Annotated in this window: 9 protein-coding genes; 5 read left to right on the top strand and 4 right to left on the bottom strand. The window is 68.7% G+C overall.

Annotated elements, in window-relative coordinates:
* Positions 1–7 precede the first annotated feature (7 nt).
* Positions 8–691 carry a Fe2+-dependent dioxygenase gene (locus FMM06_RS11520; RefSeq protein ID WP_144237539.1) on the top strand — a complete coding sequence of 228 codons (684 nt, stop codon included), beginning with the start codon at positions 8–10 and terminating at the stop codon, positions 689–691.
* 3 nt (positions 692–694) lie between these two features.
* On the opposite strand, the gene FMM06_RS11515 is transcribed toward FMM06_RS11520, so the two are convergent.
* Together FMM06_RS11515 and FMM06_RS11510 are read right to left on the bottom strand one after the other, a co-directional pair.
* Complete coding sequence (locus FMM06_RS11515) at positions 695–1,120, bottom strand: response regulator (protein WP_185965166.1); 426 nt, start codon at positions 1,118–1,120, stop codon at positions 695–697.
* A gap of 102 nt (positions 1,121–1,222) precedes the next feature.
* Positions 1,223–2,629 (bottom strand): DNA recombination protein RmuC, encoded by a 1,407-nt coding sequence (locus FMM06_RS11510; RefSeq protein WP_235889369.1) that lies wholly within the window; start codon positions 2,627–2,629, stop codon positions 1,223–1,225.
* 314 nt (positions 2,630–2,943) lie between these two features.
* Here FMM06_RS11510 and FMM06_RS11505 point away from each other — a divergent pair, with 314 nt between their 5' ends.
* Positions 2,944–16,125 carry an autotransporter-associated beta strand repeat-containing protein gene (locus FMM06_RS11505; protein ID WP_185965165.1) on the top strand — a complete coding sequence of 4,394 codons (13,182 nt, stop codon included), beginning with the start codon at positions 2,944–2,946 and terminating at the stop codon, positions 16,123–16,125.
* Positions 16,126–16,354: 229 nt separating this feature from the next.
* Here FMM06_RS11505 and FMM06_RS16830 read toward each other — a convergent pair whose 3' ends face one another.
* Together FMM06_RS16830 and FMM06_RS11500 are read right to left on the bottom strand one after the other, a co-directional pair.
* Positions 16,355–16,501 carry a hypothetical protein gene (locus FMM06_RS16830; protein WP_185965164.1) on the bottom strand — a complete coding sequence of 49 codons (147 nt, stop codon included), beginning with the start codon at positions 16,499–16,501 and terminating at the stop codon, positions 16,355–16,357.
* 31 nt (positions 16,502–16,532) lie between these two features.
* Positions 16,533–17,078, bottom strand: coding sequence for a DUF1697 domain-containing protein (locus FMM06_RS11500; protein ID WP_144237535.1), 546 nt, complete (start codon positions 17,076–17,078; stop codon positions 16,533–16,535).
* A gap of 251 nt (positions 17,079–17,329) precedes the next feature.
* Here FMM06_RS11500 and FMM06_RS11495 point away from each other — a divergent pair, with 251 nt between their 5' ends.
* The 3 genes from FMM06_RS11495 (at position 17,330) to FMM06_RS11485 (ending at position 20,595) form a co-directional block, all read left to right on the top strand.
* A complete protein-coding gene (locus FMM06_RS11495) occupies positions 17,330–18,346 on the top strand; it encodes a threonine aldolase family protein (RefSeq protein WP_144237534.1) in 1,017 nt (338 codons plus the stop codon).
* Positions 18,343–19,263 carry a DMT family transporter gene (locus tag FMM06_RS11490; RefSeq protein WP_235889289.1) on the top strand — a complete coding sequence of 307 codons (921 nt, stop codon included), beginning with the start codon at positions 18,343–18,345 and terminating at the stop codon, positions 19,261–19,263. The genes FMM06_RS11495 and FMM06_RS11490 overlap by 4 nt, the downstream gene beginning before the upstream one ends.
* 87 nt (positions 19,264–19,350) lie before the next feature.
* Positions 19,351–20,595, top strand: coding sequence for an MgtC/SapB family protein (locus FMM06_RS11485; RefSeq protein WP_235889288.1), 1,245 nt, complete (start codon positions 19,351–19,353; stop codon positions 20,593–20,595).
* Positions 20,596–20,604: the final 9 nt, after the last annotated feature.

Here is a 20,604-nt window from a genome sequence, read left to right as displayed (position 1 = left end):
GCAAGGGATGCTGATCGTCGTCCCCGCCGTCCTGCCGCCGCACGAGGCTGTTGCCTGCGCCGCTGCGCTTCAGGCCGCTGACTGGGTCGACGGCAAGACGACCGCCGGGTTGCAGTCCGCACCCGTCAAGGACAATGCCCAGCTGCCCGAGGCGTCGCCGGTGGCGCGCGAGTGGGGGGCGCGCATCCTCGATGCGCTCGGCGCCGCGCCGACTTTCGTCTCGGCGGCCCTGCCGCACCGCACCTTCCCGCCGCTGTTCAACCGCTACGCCGGCGGACAGTCGTTCGGCACGCATATAGACAACGCGATCCGCCCGGTGCGCGGCACGCCGGTCAAGCTGCGCACCGATCTGTCGGCGACCCTGTTTCTCAGCGACCCCGACAGCTACGACGGCGGCGAGCTGGTCGTCGAAACCGTCTATGGCGCCCAGTCGGTCAAGCTCGCCGCCGGTGATCTGGTACTCTATCCGGCATCGAGCCTGCACCGTGTCGAGCCGGTGACGCGGGGGTGCCGCCTGGCCAGCTTCTTCTGGGTCCAGTCGATGGTTCGCGACGATGCGGCGCGGGCGATGCTGTTCGATCTCGACGGCACGATCCAGGCTCTTGCCGCCGAACGCGGCATCGGTAGCGCCCATGTCGTGCAGCTGACCGGTCTATACCACAATCTCGTCCGCCGCTGGGCGGACACCTGAGCCTCAGGCGTGCCGGGGGCTCGCGTCGCGAGCCGTCAGTTCAGCGAGCGCCTTGAGCATTGCCGCCATGCGAACCGGCTTGTCGAAGCGCGGCGCCTTGTCGAACGGCGACGGAATCGCGTGCTCGCCGTTGACGTTGGCGCTGGCGAAAATGATCGGGACGCCGCGCTCGTAAAGCTTCCGGGCCACGTCCCAGACCTTCACGCCGTTCAGGTTGATATCGAGCAGCGCGACGTCAACGGGCTCATCGGCAAGCGCCAGCGCCTCCTCGACCGTGTACGCCGGGCCGACGATCTCCGCTCCGGCGCTCATGACCTCGCACTCGATCGTCGCGGCGACCAGGATCTCGTCTTCGACGACAAGCACGCGGCGGCCGGCGAGGTCGATGCCCCGCGCTGCCGTCCACACATCTCGCGCCGCCCAGTCCACGTCAATAACTCCAGTTAAGCCTATGCTCTCGCCTGTCGCAGAACCGCCCAGATAAGGGACGGTTCCGTACAATTCCACTGGCGTCAGGCTCTGCTCTGGCAGCTATGCGGCGACCTGCGTTGCAGGCGGCGCGAAATCAACAGCGGAAGGCAGCATCGGCACCGCCTCGATCGCGGTCAGTTCGGCAACCGCCTCGATCCCGGTCGTCGCGCCGAGCGCCTCAAACTTCTTCGATCGCGACAGCACCCGCCCGTTGAGCTGGCCGGAGAACTTGTTCCAGCTGGTGACCGCGCTCTCGAGGCTCTTCTGCACGGCCGCCGCGCTGCCGCCCATCAGGCGGATCGAATCGTAGAGTTCGCGCCCCAGCTTGGCGATCTCGGCCGCCTGCTTCGCCAGCCGTGCCTGGTCGCGCATCGCCGCGACGGTGCGCGCCACGGCGATCAGGTTGATCGGCCCCGCCAGCACCAGCCGCTTCGACATGAAGTCGTGCATCAGCGCCCGGTCATGCTCGAACGCCGCCGACAGGAAATTCTCGCCGGGCACGAACAGCACGACGAAATCGACCGCACCGCCGACCGATTTCTCGTACGCCTTGGAGGCAAGACCGGTCGCGTGGCTGCGCACCGCGCGTGCGTGACTGGACAGGTGCCGCGCGCGCTCGTCGTCGGCGTCTGATCCCGCCGCCGCCATATATGCGTCGAGCGAGCATTTGACGTCGATCACCAGCTTGCGGTCGCCGGGCAGGGTGACGATGAAGTCGGGGCGGCGGTTGTCGTCGCTGCCTTCCGACGTCTGCGCGACGAAATCGATGCCGTCGACCAGGCCCGCGAGTTCCAGCACGTTGCGGCACTGCTCCTCGCCCCAGCGCCCCGCCGCCTTGCCCGACGAGCGCAGCACCGTCTCCAGCCGCGCGGTCGCGCCGCTGACCCGGTCCTGTCCCTTGGCGACCTGATCGAGCAATTGCGTCAGCTGGTGATAGCCCTCGGCGCGGACCTTCTCGATCTCGCCGAGCTGCGCCTCGTACTTGCCCAATGTCTCGCGCATCGGCGCGATCAGCTCGGCCAGCTGTACGCGATTGGCTTCAAGCCCCACGCCCGCCACTTCACGGTGGCGCGTCAGCAACGCTTCGGCGGTCTCGGCCATGCGCGCCTGAGCCCCGTCGAGCGCCTTTGCCGCGAGTGCCTCGAACTTCTCGGCCGTGCGCGCCACCTCGGCGGCATGCGCCCGGTCGCGCTCGCCCTGCGCCGCCTGCTGCGCGGCAAGCTCGGCCGCGAGCGCTGCGCGCCCGGTCTCGGCGCCCGCGAGTTCGTTCAGGCGGTCCTGCAGCATCCGGACCTCGACCGCATGCCGGCCACGCTCCTCGCGCTGCCGTGCCGCCTCGGCACGCTGCGCCTCCGCCTCGGCTCGTGCCGCGTCGCGCTCGCTGCGCAAGGCCGCAGCCGGCCGGCCCCACGCCAGCCAGCCGAGCAGCCCGGCCAAAATCAGTGCGGCAGTCGCCGCGACGATCATTTCCACTCACGTCCTCCACCCGAACGGACCCAGAACATCGCTATCCGTTTATGCGGCGGCGGGCAACCAGCCATGCCGCACCGCAACAGATATGACACCACCATGACGTTGTCCGAATTGGACTTATCCGGCTTGATATTCGTTGCGCATCCGGTCTAGGTAACCCATCGGCAACGGGCATTGCCGCACTTTGAGGGGTATTTCAGATGGTCGAATCGCGTAGCGCGTTGATTTCAGGCGCTGGTGTGGTTGGCACGGACATGGCGCGCCGCGGCAAGCGCTCGATTCTCGCACTTCTCCTGGCTGGCGCGGCAATGACCGCGACGCCGGTCGGCGCGGTCACCTACGACCTGATGGGCGGCACCGTCACGCGACCCAATTTCATCGATCCAACGACCATGACGGAATCCGATTTCATCGAAAATGGCGTCTTCAACCTGGCGAGCGCTGCTGACTTCACCTTCAACGGCGTGCTCCGTGACGGTGGCGGCGTCCTCACCTTCCGCAAGCTCGGTTCGGGCAACGTCACCCTGACCGGTGCCAACACGAATTCGGGCGAAACCAGCATCGTCAGCGGGACGCTGACCACCGGGGCGGACAACACCCTCTCGTTCAATTCGCGCCTGCGGGTCGGTGCGGTGCTCGAACTCGCCGGCTACGACCAGACGGTACGCGGCTTCTATCAGTCGGGCATCATCCGCAACACCTCGGGCGGCACGGCGACGCTGACCACCAATCCGGGGGTGACCAACTCCTTCGCGGGCAGCATCGTCGAGACGGCGGGCAACGAGATCAGCCTGGCGAAGACCGGCGCGGGCCGCCAGGACCTGCTCGCCGACAACACGTACAGCGGCGGAACGACGTTGGCTGGCGGCACTCTGGGTTTCGGCACCAGCCTGTCGCTCGGCACCGGCACGGTCGAGGTCATCGGCGCCGGTTCGATCCTCCGGGCGCTCGGCACCAACGTGACGCTCGCGAACGACATCGTCCTGAGCGCCGACGGTACGATCGAGCCGGGCTCCTCGACCGTTCTGGCCGGCGTCATCTCGGGGACCGGATCGCTGACGAAGACCGGCGGCGGTACCCTGACGATCGCCAACACCGGCAACACCTATTCGGGCGGCACCTTCCTGCAGGGTGGTACGCTGCGTCTCGGCGGCGATAATGTGCTGGGCGATGTCGCCCAGGCCGTCGTCGTCGGCCCGGCATCGGCGATCGGCACCAGCGGCGTCAGCGCGCTCCTGTCGAACAACATCGTCGCCAATGCGCAGACGACCTTCGTCGCGCCGGATGCCCAGGTTCTGGACATCGCGGGCGTGGTGTCGGGCACCGGCAATCTGGTCGTGCAGGGGGCAAGCGGCACCGTCATCCTGCGCAGCGCGAACACCTATACCGGGACGACGCAGCTGCAGGGCGGCACGCTCGGGGTCGGCAACAACCTGTCCCTCGGCGGTGCCGACACGGCGCTGCTCGTCGCCGGGCCGGCGACGCTGAAGGCCTACAACAACGTATCGATCGAAAACCTCGTCCGGCTGACCGCCGACCTGACCGTCGACACCAATGGTTTCGACATGGTCCTGACCGACAACGTCAACAACGCGACGGCGATGACGTCCGGCGGCTTGATCAAGGCTGGCGCGGGGACGCTGACGCTGACTTTGGCCAATAATTATTCGGGCGGCACGACCCTGCGCGGCGGCACGCTGTCGGTCGGCGCCAACAACCGGCTCGGCAACGCCACCGGCGGTGTCACCTTCGACGGCGGGGCGCTGCGCGTCACCGGCGCCGCGTTCACCACGACGAGCCGCGCGTTCACGCTGCTCGGCACCGGCGCGATCGACATCGCCGACGCGGCAAACGTCTTCACCGTTGCGGCGCCGATCACCGGCGCTGGCGGCATCACCAAGTCGGGTCCCGGCACGCTGGTCCTCGCAGCCACCAACACCTTCTCCGGCGGCGTCGTGCTCGATACCGGCACGCTGGTCATCGAAAATAACGATTCGCTGGGCGCGGCATCGAGCACGCTGACCACGGCGATGGGCACGACCGTACAGTTCGGCTCGACGCCGCGCACGCTGACCCTCGCCAACCCGATCATCGTCAACGGCTCGACGACGTTCGCGACCAACGGCAACAGCATCCTCGACAATTTCATGACCGGGGTCGTCTCGACCGACGGCAGCGTCGTCACGCTCAACGGTGCGGTCAGCGGCGCAGGCCCGATCGTGCTCAGCCCGTACAGCGACCTGACGCTGGCCGCGGCGAACAGCTTCGGCGGCACCTTCACCGTCGATCGCAGCATCGTGCGTGTCGGCAACGCTGCGGCGTTCGGCAACAGCAGCGTCGTTCTCGACAATGCCGCTTTGCGCAACGACAGCGGCTCGGCGCTGGTGATCGCCAACGCCCTTTCGCTGACCGGCACGTCGACCGTCGGCGGCACGAACGACCTCACGCTGGGCTCGATCGGCGGCACGGGCAACCTCATCAAGATCGGCGCCGACACGCTGACGCTGACCGGCAACAGCACCTTCACCGGTTCGGCGACCGTCAACGGTGGCACGCTGAACCTCCAGGGCAATCTCGTTGGCGGCGGTGGCACCACCATCAATGCGGGCGGCACGCTCACCGGTTCGGGGACGATCGTCGGCACCACGAGCAGCAACGGCGGCACGCTCGCGCCGGCCAGCACGCTGATTTTCGACAATCTCTTCCTCGACGACGCGACGAACCTGAATTTCGGTCTGCAGACGCCGGGTGTCGTCGGCTCGCCGAACGACCTCATCGTCGTCAACAACAACCTGCTGCTCGACGGTACGATCAACATCGCGGCACTGCCCGGCTTCACCACCGGCACCTACCGCCTGATCAACTACGGCGGTGCGCTGAACGACTTTGGCCTGCTGATCGGCAGCGTGCCGATCGGTTTCAATGCCACGAACTTCACCATCGACACGTCGACCGCGAACCAGGTCAATCTGATCCTCAGCATCGGCAGCACCGTCTATTGGGACGGCGCCGACATGGCGGGCGACGGCACCGTCGACGGGGGCAGCGGCACCTGGAACACCGCGAACATGAACTGGACGACCGAGACCGGTGCGGTCAACGGCGCCTGGGGCAGCGGTACGGGCATCTTCCAGACCGTCGGCGGCACCGTGTCGGTCGCGGACGCGCTCGATTTCGACATGCTGTCGTTCCGTGTCACCGACTATCTGCTGACCGACGGCGGCGGCACGCTGCGCCCCAGCGCGATCGGCGAGATCGAGACGCAGGACGGCGTCACGACGACGATCAACGCGGCGATCAGCGGCGCGAACGGCATCAACAAGACAGGTAACGGCACGCTGGTCCTCGGCGGCGCCAACAGCTTCCTGGGCGGCGTGAACGTCGTGGCGGGCACGCTGCAGGTGACCTCGACGGGCGCGCTGGGTGCGGGTCAGTTCACCGTGAATGCGGGCACGACCGTCGTGCTCGATTCGGGCTTTGCCAACGACATCCTGATCAACGGTGCCGGTGGCACCGGCGGGACCTTCGTCACCGGCACCGGTAACGCATCGCTCACGGGCCTCATCTCGGGCACGGGCTCGCTGACCAAGACGGGCGCGTTCGACCTGCGGTTGAGCAATGCCAACAGCTATTCGGGCGGCACCTTCGTCAACGCAGGCGTGCTTCGCGCCGACGACAACACCGCGTTCGGAACCGGCGCAGTCGCGATCGCCGACGGTGCCGGCATCTTCACCGGCATCGACGGGCTGATCATCGCGAACGACATCGCGCTCACCGGCAACGCCGGGATCAACCCCAGCAACAATCTGCTGACGCTGAGCGGCACCGTCTCGGGCACCGGAACGCTGGTCAAGCAGGGCAGCGGCACGCTCGTGCTGACGGGCGCTAACAGCTATCAGGGCGGCACGTCGATCCGCTCGGGCACGCTGTCGGTCGCCAACGACGGCAATCTCGGCGCGGCGGGCGGCGCGATCGATTTCACCGGCGTCGCGACGAAGATCCTGCAACTCACCGGCAATTTCACCAGCGGTCGCAACATCGCCCTGAACAACAACGCCGAAATCGATACGGGCGCCTTCGATGCGACGCTCAACGGCGTCATTTCCGGCCCGGCAACGCTCTCCAAGTCGGGCAGCGGCGTGATGACGCTGACCGGCGTCAACACCTATGAAGGCGGCACCAACGCCGCCGCCGGCACCCTGTCGATCGGCAGCGATGCCAATCTCGGCCAGGCGAGTGGCGTGCTGCGCCTCGGCGTCGACGGCGTCAGCAGCGCGACGCTGCGCCTCACCGGTGCCGTGACCTCGACGCGCGGCGTCATCGTGGAAGAAGACAGTGCCATCGACACCGGCGCGAATAGCGGCAGCTTCGCCGGCAATTTCAACGGCACCGGCCGCCTGACCAAGGTCGGCTCGGGCGAGCTCGCGCTGTCGGGCAACAACAACGGCTTCTCGGGCGGCATCCTGCTGACCGCGGGCACGCTGACGCTGGGCAGCAACACCGCGTCGGGCACCGGCGGCATCGAGACGACGGGTTCGACGATCAATTACCTCGACGGCATCGACAACGGCGGGACGATCAACGTCAACAGCAACAGCACAAACCTCCAGGTGCTGGGCAGTGCCGTCGCGACCCAGTCGGGCGTGATCTCGGAGACCGGCGTGAGGCCGCTCGCCAAGATCGGCACCGGCACGCTGATCCTCAGCGCCGCGAACACCAATTCGGGCCTGTTCAGCGTCAACGAGGGCGTCATCGGCGTCGCAAACAATCAGGCGCTCGGCCTCGGCAACGTCGCGCTGGCGAACGCCACCGGGCTGCTCGCGGCGGCATCGGTGTCGCTGGCGAATGCGGTCACGGTGACCGGCGCCACCACGATCAACACGCAGGGCTTCACCCTCGGCCTGACCAACACGGTCAGCGGCACCGGCAGCATCGCCAAGACCGGCGCAGGCACGCTCAACCTGTCGGGCAACAACAGCTACGCCGGGGGCACGCAGCTCAACGCCGGCACGATCCGGATCTTCACCAACACCGCACTCGGTGGTGGCCAGCTGGCGATGGCGGACGCCACGACCCTCGTCGCGGGCGCCGAGGGCCTGAACATCGCCAACGCAATCGCGCTCAACGGTGCAGCGACGATCGACACGGGCGCCTTCCTGTTCGCGACGCCGGGCCTGATTTCGGGCAACGGGCGCCTGATCAAGACCGGCTCGGGCGTGCTGTTCCTCGAGAACTCGAACACCTACAGCGGCGGAACCGACATCAACAACGGCACCGTCGTCGTCTACAACGGCGCCTCGGCGGGCACTGGCACGATCGCGATGTCCGACGGCACGCAGCTCGTTACTGCGGGCGGCACCTTCACGACGCCGAACGCGATCACGATCGCCGGCACGGGCAGCATTCTGACGCAGGGTGCCGGTGACAACTGGACGCTATCGGGTCTCATCGCTGACGGTGTGACCCCGGGCACGCTGGCGAAGAACGGTCCGGGCACGATCAACCTGACCAACGCCAACAGCTATTCGGGCGGCACCAACCTCAACGGCGGGACGATCCGCGTCACCAACAACCTGTCGCTCGGGACGGGCACGCTGACCGCTGCCGGCGGCACGACGCTGATCTCGGGCGCGCCGGCGATCACGCTAGCGAACACCGGGGTGCTCAACGGTGCGTTGACGATCAACCTGACCGGCACGACGGCGGTCATCGACCAGATGACGGGGTCGTACACCTCGAACGGCAGCGCGCTGATGCTGACCGGGCCGATCAGCGGCGCAGGCTCGATCACCACGGCCAACTTCGGCACGCTGACGCTGGCCGGCAACAACAGCTTCGCCGGCGGCGTGATCGCGACGACGGCGCAGGTGCTCGTCACCAACGCCAATTCGCTGGGTACTGGCACGCTGACGCTCGCCGACCAGGCCGGCTTGCGCAACAACAGCGGCGGTGCGGTGACGCTCGCCAACAACATCGCGCTGGGTGGTGCCTCGAACAGCATCGGCGGGTCGAGCGACCTGACGCTGGGCGGCGTGATCTCGGGCGCGTCGGGCTTCACGAAGGTCGGCACCGACACGCTGACCCTGACCGGCACGTCGACCTACACCGGATCGACGACGGTCAACGGTGGCACGCTGAAGGTCAACGGCGCCCTCACCGGCGGCGGCGACACCATCGTCAACGGTGGCGCGACGCTGGCGGGCACGGGCTCGATCGCCGGCAATGTATCGCTCGCCAACGGCGCCATCCTGTCGCCCGGCAACTCGCCCGGCACGCTGGCGATCGGCGGAAACCTGACGCTCAGTGCGTTCACGCTCGTCAACTACGAGCTCGGTCAGGCCAACGTCATCGGCGGCGCGTTCAACGACCGCACGACGGTCGGCGGCATCCTGACGCTCGACGGCCTGCTCACGGTGACCGACTCGAACGCCTTCGGCCTCGGGGTCTACAACCTGTTCACCTACGGCGGAGCGCTGGTCGACAACGGCCTCAGCATCGCCAGCCTGCCGGGTGCCTTCACCGGCCTCGTCCAGACGCTGGTGCCGGGCCAGGTCAATCTGATCATCACCGCGCCGGGCACGCTCGTCCAGTACTGGGACGGCGCCGATTTCGCCGGCAACGGCGCGATCAATGGTGGCACGGGGACGTGGAACGCGCTCAACACCAACTGGACCACCGACGCGCCCAGCGCGCTCAACACTAACTGGCAGGGTGGCGTCGCGGTGTTCGCGGGGGCCGCGGGCACGGTCACGCTGGCGACGGCGCAGACCGCGCAGGGCCTGCAGTTCACCACCGACGGGTACCTCCTCCAGGGTGCAGCGCTCAACTTCAACGTGCCTGCCTTCGTCTCGACGAGCGGCGGCGTGACCGCGACGATCGCGTCGCAGGTGACCGGCGCAGGCTCGCTCGCGAAGCAGGGCGCCGGTACGCTCGTTCTCAACGGCGAGAACAGCTACGCCGGCGGTACGACGATCACCGGCGGAACCGTCGTCGTCGGCTCGAACACCGCGCTCAGCACCGGTGCAGTGACGATCGGCGATGCGACGCTCGCGGCCGGGGCGGATGGCCTGTCGGTTGCGAACGCGATCACGACGACCGGCAATGCGCAGGTCGACGCCGGGCCGGGGACCTTCACCCTTGCCGGCAACATCGGCGGCGCGGGCTCGATCACCGCGATCGGCGCAGGCAATCTCGTCCTCAACGGCAACAACAGCTTCGCCGGCCTGACCATCGATAACGGGACGGTCACCGTCGGCACCAACACGGCCGCCGGCGCCGCCGGCATCGCCATGGCTGACGGCACGACGCTCGCTGCCGGTGCGAACGGGCTGGCGCTTGCCAACGCGATCACCACGGCGGGTGTCGCTTCGGTCAACCAGGGTCCGGGCGTGTTCACGCTCAACGGCGACATCTCGGGTGCGGGCTCGATCAGCGCGGTCGGTGCAGGCAATCTCGTCCTCAACGGCAACAACAGCTACGTCGGCTTGAACATCGTGGCAGGCACCGTCACCGTCGGTACGAGTACCGCGGGCGGCGTCGGCGGCATCACGATCAACGGCGGCACGACACTCGCCGCGGGTGCCGATGGGCTGGTGCTGGCCAATGCCATCACGACGACGGGCAGCGGCCGGGTCAATCAGGGCCCGGGCACGTTCACCCTCAACGGCAATATCGGCGGCGCGGGCTCGATCAGCGCGATCGGCGCGGGCAACCTCGTGCTCAACGGCAACAACAGCTTCGTGAATCTCGGGATCAACGCGGGCACGGTGACCGTCGGGACCAATACCGCGGCGGGTATCGGTGAGATTGCGATCAACGACGGCACGATCCTCGCGGCGGGCGTCACCGGCCTGGCGCTTGCCAACGACATCGTCACGACGGGCAGCGGCCGGGTCAATCAGGGCCCGGGCGTGTTCACCCTCGATGGCGACATCGGCGGCGCGGGCTCGATCAGCGCGATCGGCACGGGCAACCTCGTGCTCAACGGCAACAACAGCTTCACCAACCTTGGCATCAACCAGGGCACGGTCACTGTCGGCACGAATACTGCGGCGGGCATCGGCGGCATTGCGCTCAACGACGGCACAATCCTCGCAGCGGGCGCGGACGGTCTGGCGCTGGCGAACGACATCGTCACGACGGGCAGCGGCCGCGTCAACCAGGGCCCGGGCACCTTCACGCTGAATGGCGACATCGGCGGCGCGGGCTCGATCAGTGCGATCGGCACGGGCAATCTCGTGCTGAACGGCAACAACAGCTTCGTGAACCTTGGTATCAATCAGGGCACGGTGACCGTCGGCACCAATACCGCGGCGGGCATCGGCGGCATCGCGCTGAACGACGGCACGATCCTGGCGGCGGGGGTTAGCGGCCTGACGCTGGCGAACGACATCGTCACGACGGGCAGCGGCCGGGTCAACCAGGGCCCCGGCACCTTTACGCTTAATGGCGACATCGGCGGCGCGGGCTCGATCAGTGCGATCGGCACGGGCAATCTCGTGCTCAACGGCAACAACAGCTTCGTGAACCTCGGCATCAACCGGGGCACCGTCACCGTCGGCACCAACACTGCGGCGGGCATCGGCGGCATTGCGCTGAACGATGGCACGATCCTCGCAGCGGGAGCCGACAACCTCGCGCTCGCCAACGACATCGTCACGACGGGCGACGGCCGGGTTAACCAGGGCCCGGGCACCTTCACGCTCAACGGCGACATCGGCGGCGCGGGCTCGATCAGCGCGATCGGCATGGGCAATCTCGTGCTCAACGGGAACAACAGCTTCACCAACCTGGGCATCAACCAGGGGACCGTCACCGTCGGCACCAACACCGCAGCGGGCATCGGCGGCATCGCGCTGAACGACGGCACGATCCTGGCGGCGGGTGTCTCGGGGCTGACGGTCGCGAACTACATCGTCACGACCGGCAGCGGCCGTATCGACTCGGGCTCGGGCGTGTTCACGCTCAGCGGCAGCATCGGCGGCGCCGGCTCGATCTCGCAGATCGGCACGGGCAACCTCGTGCTCAATGGCAACAACAGCTTCGTGAACCTTGGCATCAACCAGGGCACGGTGACGGTCGGTACGAACACGGCCGCAGGCGTGGGCGGCATCGCGATCAACGACGGCGCAATCCTTGCGGCGGGCGTCTCGGGCCTCGTGCTGGCCAACGATATCGTCACGACGGGTGGCGGTCGCGTCGATCAGGGGGCGGGCGTGTTCACGCTCGACGGCGACATCGCCGGCGCCGGGTCGATCAGCGCGATCGGCACCGGCAACCTCGTGCTCAACGGCAACAACAGCTTCGTGAACCTGGGCATCAACCAAGGCACGGTCACTGTCGGCAGCGATACCGCAGCCGGCAGCGGCGGTATCGCGCTCAACGACGGCGCGATCCTCGCGGCGGGTGTCTCGGGCCTCACGCTGGCGAATGACATCGTCACGACGGGCGGCGGCCGCGTCAACTCGGGCCCGGGCATCTTCACGCTCGACGGCGACATTGCCGGCGCCGGCTCGATCAGCGCGATCGGCACGGGCAATCTGGTTCTGAACGGCAACAACAGCTTCGTGAACCTGGGCATCAACCAAGGGACGGTCACCGTCGGGACGAACACCGCAGCCGGCAGCGGCGGCATCGCGATCAACGGCGGCGCCATCCTCGCAGCGGGTGTCTCCGGGATCACGCTGGCCAACGACATCGTCACGACGGGCGGCGGCCGCGTCGACCAGGGGTCGGGCGTGTTCACGCTTGACGGCGACATTGCCGGCGCCGGCTCGATCAGCTCGATCGGTACGGGCAACCTTGTCCTCAACGGCAACAACAGCTTCGTGAACCTGGGGATCAACCAGGGGACGGTTACCGTCGGCACGAACACCGCAGCCGGCAGCGGCGGCATCGCGATCAACGACGGCGCGATCCTTGCGGCGGGTGTCTCCGGTCTGACGCTGACGAACAACATCGTCACCACGGGCGGCGGTCGGGTCGACCAGGGTGCGGGCGTGTTCACCCTCGCCGGGAACATCGCGGGGGCCGGCTCGATCAGCGCGATCGGTACGGGTAATCTCGTGCTCAACGGCAACAACAGCTTCGTGAACCTGGGGATCAACCAGGGCACGGTCACCGTCGGCAGCAACACCGCAGCAGGCAGCGGCGGCATCGCGATCAACGACGGGGCGATCTTCGCGGCGGGCATTTCGGGGCTGACTATCAGCAACGGCATCGTCACCACGGGTGGCGGTCGCGTCGATCAGGGTTCGGGTGTCTTCACCCTCGCCGGCAATATCGCCGGTGCGGGCTCGATCAGCTCGATCGGCACGGGCAACCTCGTGCTGAACGGCAACAACAGCTTCGTGAACCTCGGCATCAACCAGGGCACCGTCACCGTCGGCACGAATACGGCGGCGGGCAGCGGCGGGATCGCGATCAACGACGGCGCGATCCTTGCGGCGGGTGTTTCGGGCCTGACGCTGACGAATGACATCGTCACCACGGGCGGGGGCCGCGTCGACCAAGGTTCGGGTGTGTTCACGCTTGCCGGGAACATCGCCGGTGCGGGCTCGATCAGCTCGATCGGGACGGGCAACCTGGTCCTCAACGGCAACAACAGCTTCGTGAACCTGGGCGTCAACCAGGGTCGCGTGACGCTCGGCACCAACACCGCGGCGGGCAGCGGCGGCATTGCGATCAACGACGGTGCCATCCTCGCCGCCGGCGTGTCGGGGCTGACCATCGCCAACAATATCGTCACCACCGGTGGCGGTCGCATCGACAGCGGTGCCGGGGTGTTCACGCTGACCGGCGCGATCGCGGGCGCGGGTTCGATCTCGCAGATCGGCACGGGCAACCTCGTCCTGAACGGGGCCAACAGCTTCGTGAACCTGGGCATCAACCAGGGCCGCGTCACGGTCGGGACCAACACCGCGGCCGGCGTCGGCAGCATCGCGATCAACGACGGCGGCATCCTCGCCGCCGGGGTCAGCGGGCTGACGCTGTCGAACTTCATCATAACGACAGGCGGTGGGCGCATCGACAGCGGCGCCGGCACCTTCACCCTGACCGGCGCCATCGCGGGCGCGGGCTCGATCTCGCAGATCGGCACGGGCAATCTCGTGCTGAACGGCGCTAACAGCTTCGTGAACCTCGGCATTAACCAGGGTCGCGTGACGGTGGGGACCAACACCGCGGCGGGCGTTGGCAGCATCGCCATCAACGAAGGCGGCATTCTCGCTGCCGGCGTCAGCGGCCTGACGCTGTCGAACTTCATCGTCACGACCGGCGGTGGACGCATCGACAGCGGCACCGGAACCTTCACGCTGACGGGCGCAATCGCCGGCGCGGGCTCGATCAGCCAGATCGGCACGGGCAACCTCGTGCTGAACGGTGCGAACAGCTTCACCAACCTGGGCATCAACCAGGGCACGGTGACGCTCGGCACCAATACGGCGGCGGGCATCGGCGCGATCGCCATCAACAACGGCGGCATCCTCGCCGCTGGCGTCTCGGGTCTGACCATCGCCAACCAGATCGTCACCACCGGTGGTGGTCGCGTCGACAGCGGTGCGGGCGTGTTTACGCTGAGCGGCACGATCACGGGCGCGGGTTCGATCAGCCAAATCGGCACGGGCAACCTCGTCCTCAACGGTGCCAACAGCTTCGTGAACCTCGGCATCAACCAGGGCGCCGTCACTGTCGGCACCAACACGGCCGCGGGTTCGGGCGCGATCGCCATCAACAACGGCGCAACGCTTGCGGCCGGGGTCACCGGGGTGACCCTCGCCAACGCGATCCAGACGACGGCTGCGGGTCGTGTCGACAGCGGCACGGGCATCTTCGCGCTGAGCGGCGTGATCAGCGGCACGGGCAGCATCACCAAGGTCGGCAGCGGTACCCTGATCCTCACCGGGAACAGCACCTACACCGGCGCGACGTCGGCCGCTGCGGGGCGCCTCCTTGTCCTCGGTTCAATCGGCCCCTCGGCAGTCACGGTCCAGTCGGGCGCAACGCTCGGCGGCAACGGTACGGTCGGCGCAACGAGCGTCCTGTCGGGCGGTACGCTCGCCCCCGGTGTAACTGCCAACACCGCCGGCACGGTCAACGTAAATGGCAACCTGACGCTCGCGGCGGGCTCGACCTACTCGATCGACATCGCCGGGACGACGTCCGACCGGGTCGCGGTGACGGGGACTGCGAACATTGCCGGGTCGAACCTGGTGGTCTCGCCGACCAACGCGCCGATGCTGTTCAACACCAGCTACACGATCCTGACCTCGACCGGCGCGCGTTCGGGGACGTTCGCCTCGACTAGCCTCGGGCAGTTCGGCCAGGCGTTCGTTCCGACGGTGATCTACGGCACCAACGACGTCATGATCCGCCTCGCTCCGGGATCGATCGCGGGCGCCCAGGGTGCCGGCGGCACGGCGAACACCAACGCCATCGCCGGTGCACTCGATGCCGCGGTGACGGGCGGGTTCAACCCGCAGAACTTCTTCGGCCTGTACCTGCTGAACGGCGCGGCGCTGACCGCATCGCTCAACCAGTTCACCGGCGAGATCGGGACCGCGAACAGCCGGACGGCACTCGCCGACACGCGCTACGTCCGCGAGGCCGCGTTCGACCGGCTGGGTGCGACGCTGAAGGACGGCGACGCCGCGACGACGACCACCAACGGCGACCATTCGACGACGCTGTGGGCGCGCGGCATCGGGTCGTGGACCGACACCGATGGTGACGGCAACGGCGCGGCACTCGACATCGAGGCCAAGGGTGTCATCGCGGGCATCGACTACAGCTTCGGCGACGTGAAGGTCGGCGCGATGTTCAACTACATCCACTCGGATGTGGACACGCAGGCGCTCGGCAAGGGCAACATCGAGAGCACCGGCGGCGGCGCTTACATCGGCTACCGTCCGGCGGGCGGCTTCGCGGTTGGTGCGGGTGCGGCGATCAGCAGCGTGAAGGGCGAAACCTCACGCGGTATCGGCACGGCGCGCATCACCCAGTCGCTGAGCAGCGACACCGACGGCACGGTGTACCAGGTGTTTGGCGAAGTGGCCTACGACCTCGCCGCGACCGACGCGGTCCGGATCGAGCCGTTCGCTCGCCTGGCGTACGTCAAGTACGACCTCGACGGGTACAGCGAAGCGGGCGGGTTTGCCGCTCTGACGCAGCTCGATGCCAAGTACGACATCACGGTGGCATCGGCCGGCGTCCGCGGCAGCACCGCAATCGGCGGCTCGGCGACGCTGCGCGGTTCGCTCGGCTACCAGAACATCAGCGGCGACCGGGATCCGATCGCGCGCTCGGCGTTCCAGGGCACGTCGAGCTACGCCGCCATCCGCGGCGTGGCGCTCGACAAGAGCAGCTTCGTCGGCGAGGCGGGGGTCGACTTCCGCATCGGCGACAAGGCCTCGCTCGGCGTCGGGTACAGCGGCATCATCGGCAAGAACAACAGCGACAACGGCGTAAAGGCGACTTTCACGCTTGGGTTCTAACGCCTGACACGCACGGCAAGCGCCCGGGTCACGCAAGTGGCCCGGGCGTTCGCTTGTGGGGTGAGTGGCCTAGGCGACGCGCCCGCCGCGTCTCGCAACGTTGCGTTGCCGGCATCGTCCGTCGCGGTACGCTGCAGCGATATGGACGAAGCCTTGCCCTGGCCTTCGCCGCCTTGTCATTCTCGGTGCGGCCACGTCGTCCGAGGCCTCCGCCGCGTGGGAGATGCGGTCAGCTCATCGGGTGGATGGCATTTGACCAAGGTCGCGTCACGGTCGGCATCAACACTGCAGCGGGCGTCGGCAGCATCGCCATCAACGAAGGCGGCATCCTCGCCGCCGGGGTCAGCGGCCTGATGCTGTCGAACTTCTTCGTCACGACCGGCGGTAGGCGCATCGGCTCTCAGGCTTCACGCCTCTGTGCGAAGCATCGCCGCGAGCTTCCGGACCGTGTTCCAGTTGCGTGCCGTCGCGACGGCGGGGAACCGCGCCCTGCGCATCGCCGTCACGAGCTTGGATGCGCGCATGCCCTTGCGCCCGCCGAAGTCGATGAACAGCTCGCGGCCGACGACGCTGAGCCGCTCCGCCCCGTCATGGAAAGCTCGCAACCGGTGCAGCGCGTCGGGCGGGAAGGGCTCCCGGTGGAAGGTCACCAGCACATGGCTGGGATGGTCCTCGACGGCCTCCGGGAACGGGTTGGCGTCGATCACCTTTTCGAGTTCAGCCGATCCGCGCACGAACACGTCGGTCGCCAGGCCGAACCGGGCGAGCGCCGCCTCGAGCGCCGTCTCCACCTCGCTGGCGCCGTCCTCGGTGACCAGCACGACGTTGCCCGACGCCAGCAGCGTCGTCGGCTCTCGATAGCCGAGGTCGGTGCAGATCGCGGCCAGGTCGGCCATGAGCAGCTTTCGCCCGCCCAGATTGACGCCGCGCAGGAGAGCCGCCTTGCGTGTCATCAAGATCGTCACTCCTCGGGTTCCCGCAATCGGCCCCGGACTCGGCGACAGGACAGCCGGTCGCACGGTCGCCGGCGAGACAATAGCGTGGCCGCGACGCGCTTTGCTATCGATGCCGTGTCAGACATCGAGCCGTTCGGACGCGCCGAGCACCGCCGGAACAATGCGTCTGCGGGTTGCTCGAGCAGGCCCCCTCGCAACCCGCCCGCGCCGCATTGACCCCCGGCGCGCGCGTCTCTAGCCCCGGCGTCATGAACTTCCTGTCCGACAATGCCGCCGCCGCCTGCCCCGAGGTCATCGACGCGCTGGTCGCGGCGAACGTCGCGTCCCCCCGCGCCTATGACGGCGACGCCTGGAGCGCGCGGCTCGACGGGGTGTTCGGCGACTGGTTCGGGCATGCCTGCACGGTGTTCCCGGTGTCGACGGGCACCGCCGCCAATGCGCTGGCGCTGGCCGCGATGGTGCCGCCGTGGGGGGCGGTCGTGTGCCACGCCGACGCGCACATCCACGTCGACGAGTGCGGCGCGCCCGAATTCTACACCGGCGGGGCGAAGCTGCTGCTCGCCGCCGGCCCGCACGGCAAGCTGACGCCCGCCGGCATCGACGCGGCGCTCGGCGGCCATCGCGGCGACGTGCATCAGGTCCAGCCGCGCGTCCTCTCGCTGACGCAGGCGACCGAGAGCGGCACCGTCTACACGCCCGCCGAGCTGGCGGCGCTCGGCGAGCATGCGCGGGCCAAGGGCTGGCGCGTCCACCTCGACGGCGCGCGGTTCGCCAATGCGCTGGTGCACCTCGGCTGCCACCCCGGCGACATCAGCTGGCGCGCCGGCGTCGCGGCGCTCAGCCTCGGCACGATCAAGAACGGCGGCCTGTCGGCGGAAGCCGTGGTGGTGTTCGATGAGGAGATCGCCGCCGACCTGCGCTTCCGCCGCAAGCGCGCCGGGCAGATGCCGAGCAAGGGGCGTTTCCAGGCGGCGCAGCTGCTCGCGATGATCGAGACCGGCGCGTGGGCGCGCAATGCCGCCGCCGCCAATGCCGGCGCGACCCGCCTGGCGCAGGCTGCACCCCAGCGCCTGCTCGCGCCGGTCGAGGCGAACGAGCTGTTCGTCAACCTCGGCCCGCACGGCGGTGCGGCGCTGCGCGCGCAGGGCTTCGACTTCTACGACTGGGGTGCTGCGGGCTCGGGCGAGGCGCGGCTCGTCGTCGCCTGGGATACCCCGCCCGCGCAGATCGACGCGCTCGCCGCGGCGCTCGCCGCGCTGGCGTGAGCGCTCCGCAAGTCGACGTCGTCGCTGCGCCGCAGCGGCAGCCGGTGCGCGCGGGCGTCGTCGCGCAATTCGTCGCGCTGTCGCTGATCTGGGGGTCGACCTGGCTGGTCATCAAGGACCAGATCGGCGACGTGCCGGTCGAATGGTCGGTCAGTTACCGCTTCCTCGTCGCAGGCGGAGCGATGGCTCTGCTGTGCGTCGTGCTGCGCAAGACGCTGCGGCTGCCGCGCAGCGGTCACGCGCTGGCGCTGCTCGTCGCGGCGACGCAGTTCGTCGCCAACTTCAACCTCGTCTACCGGTCTGAGCTGTACCTGACCTCGGGCCTCGTCGCGCTCATCTTCTCGCTGATCGTCGTGCCTAACACCGTGCTGGCGCGGGTCTTCCTGGGGCAGCGGATCGCGCCGGCATTCGTGGCGGGCAGCGTGCTCGGCATCGCCGGGGTGGCACTCCTCGTCGGCCGCGATCTCGACGTGAAGGGGGCGGACGCCGGCTTCGGCCTGGCGCTGGCGTGCATCGCGGTGCTGTGCGCGTCGGCGGGCAACGTCCTGCAGGCGACCGGGCGCGCGCGGGCGCTGCCGCTCGAGGCGCTGCTGGCGTGGGGGCTGACCTATGGCGGCATCCTGTCGGCGGCGCTGGCGTGGGCGAGCGCCGGGCCGCCGCAGTTCGACCTGCGCCCCAGCTATGCCGCGGGGATCGTCTATCTGGCGCTGATCGCCTCGACGCTCGCCTTCCGCCTCTACTACTCGATGATCCGCGAGATCGGGCCGGCGCGCTCGGCCTTCGTCAACGTCGTCGTGCCGGTCGTCGCGATGACGCTCTCGACGATCTTCGAGGGCTTCGTCTGGACGTGGACCGCCGGCGCCGGTGCGGTGCTGACGCTGATCGGCCTCGTCATCGCCTTGCGCAGCCGGAGCTGAAAGGGCGTTGCCCGCGGTGCGCGGCGCGCCGATAGCTGGCGGCGAAGGGCACGGAGTCTGGCCAGCGCGACCATCCTGCTGAGTGACGTGCGCGGCCTGGCGGTTGCGCTGGGCATCGGCTTGCTGGTCGGCATCGAACGCGGCTGGCAATCACGCGACGAACGGCGCGGGAGCCGCGTCGCGGGGCTGCGGACCTTCGCCCTGCTCGGCTTCGGCGGCGGCATTGCGGCGGTGCTCGCCGCGCATGGTGCGGCGGCGGTTGCGGCGGTCCTCGTTGCAGGTGCGACCGTGGCGCTGCTGATCGGCTACCGGGCCGATGCCCGGCGCGACGGCCAGGTCAGCGCGACCGAGGCGATCGCCGCGCTGTTGACGATCGGCTGCGGCTATCTCGCGGCGTCTGGGATGCCGGTCGTCGGTGCGGGGGTCGCGGCGGTGATGGTGTGCGTGCTGGCGTTGCGCACCGAGTTGCACCGCCTCGTCGCCGGCTTCGACGACACGGAGATCAAGGGGATCGCGCGCCTGTCGGTGCTGACCCTGGTCGTGCTGCCGCTGCTGCCCGACCGGGGGTTCGGGCCCTATGCCGCGTGGAATCCGCATCAGATCTGGCTGGTCGTGGTGGTCGTCTCGGCGCTGTCGCTGCTTGGCTACGTCGCGGTCCGGCGGCTGGGGGCGGCGCGCGGTACGCTCGCGGCGGCGGCGGCAGGCGCGACCGTGTCGTCGACCGCGGTGACCGCGGCACTGGCGCGCCAGCTGGCGGGCGACGCGGGATCGGGGGCGCTGGTGACCGCGGGGATCGCCGTCGCATCGGCGGTCATGCTGGCGCGGACGCTCATCATGACGGCGTTGTTCGCGCCGTTCGCGCTGCTTTCGCTGGCGACCGTCATCGGCCCGGCGATGCTCGTCTCGGCCGGCTGGGCGTTCGTCGTGATCCGCCGCTGCGAGGCGCCGGGAGAGGCGGTGGCGCTGCCCGTCGGCAACCCGTTCGACCTGCGCCCGGCGCTGATCCTCGCCGGACTGGTCGCCGCGCTGGCGCTTGTATCACGTGCCGCGCTGGCGCGGTTCGGCGACGCGGGGCTGGCGGTGGCGCTGGCGATTACCGGTGCGATGGACGTCGATTCGGCGATCCTGACGATGCATGGCCTGCCGGCGGGCAGCGTCGGAGGGCGCTTGGCGGGGCTGATCCTCGTCGGGCCGATCCTTGCCAATACGTTGGTCAAGGCCGGGCTGACGGTGTCGATCGGCGGCTGGCGGCATGGCTGGCGGGCCGCGCTGCCGCTCGTCGCGAGTGCGGCGGTGGGGCTGGCGGCGCTTGCGCTGCTATGGTTCGCCTGACGCCGGTTC

The organism is Glacieibacterium frigidum (assembly GCF_007097155.1).
GTDB lineage: Bacteria > Pseudomonadota > Alphaproteobacteria > Sphingomonadales > Sphingomonadaceae > Glacieibacterium > Glacieibacterium frigidum.
This window is presented reverse-complemented; position numbering and strand designations above follow the sequence as displayed.

Excerpts from the sequence above, each read along its gene's own strand:
- FMM06_RS11520 (WP_144237539.1), top strand. The coding sequence starts at position 8 with ATGCTGATCGTCGTCCCCGCCGTCCTGCCGCCGCACGAGGCTGTTGCC.
- FMM06_RS11510 (WP_235889369.1), bottom strand. The coding sequence starts at position 2,629 with ATGATCGTCGCGGCGACTGCCGCACTGATTTTGGCCGGGCTGCTCGGC.
- FMM06_RS11505 (WP_185965165.1), top strand. The coding sequence starts at position 2,944 with ATGACCGCGACGCCGGTCGGCGCGGTCACCTACGACCTGATGGGCGGC.
- FMM06_RS11500 (WP_144237535.1), bottom strand. The coding sequence starts at position 17,078 with ATGACACGCAAGGCGGCTCTCCTGCGCGGCGTCAATCTGGGCGGGCGA.
- FMM06_RS11495 (WP_144237534.1), top strand. The coding sequence starts at position 17,330 with ATGAACTTCCTGTCCGACAATGCCGCCGCCGCCTGCCCCGAGGTCATC.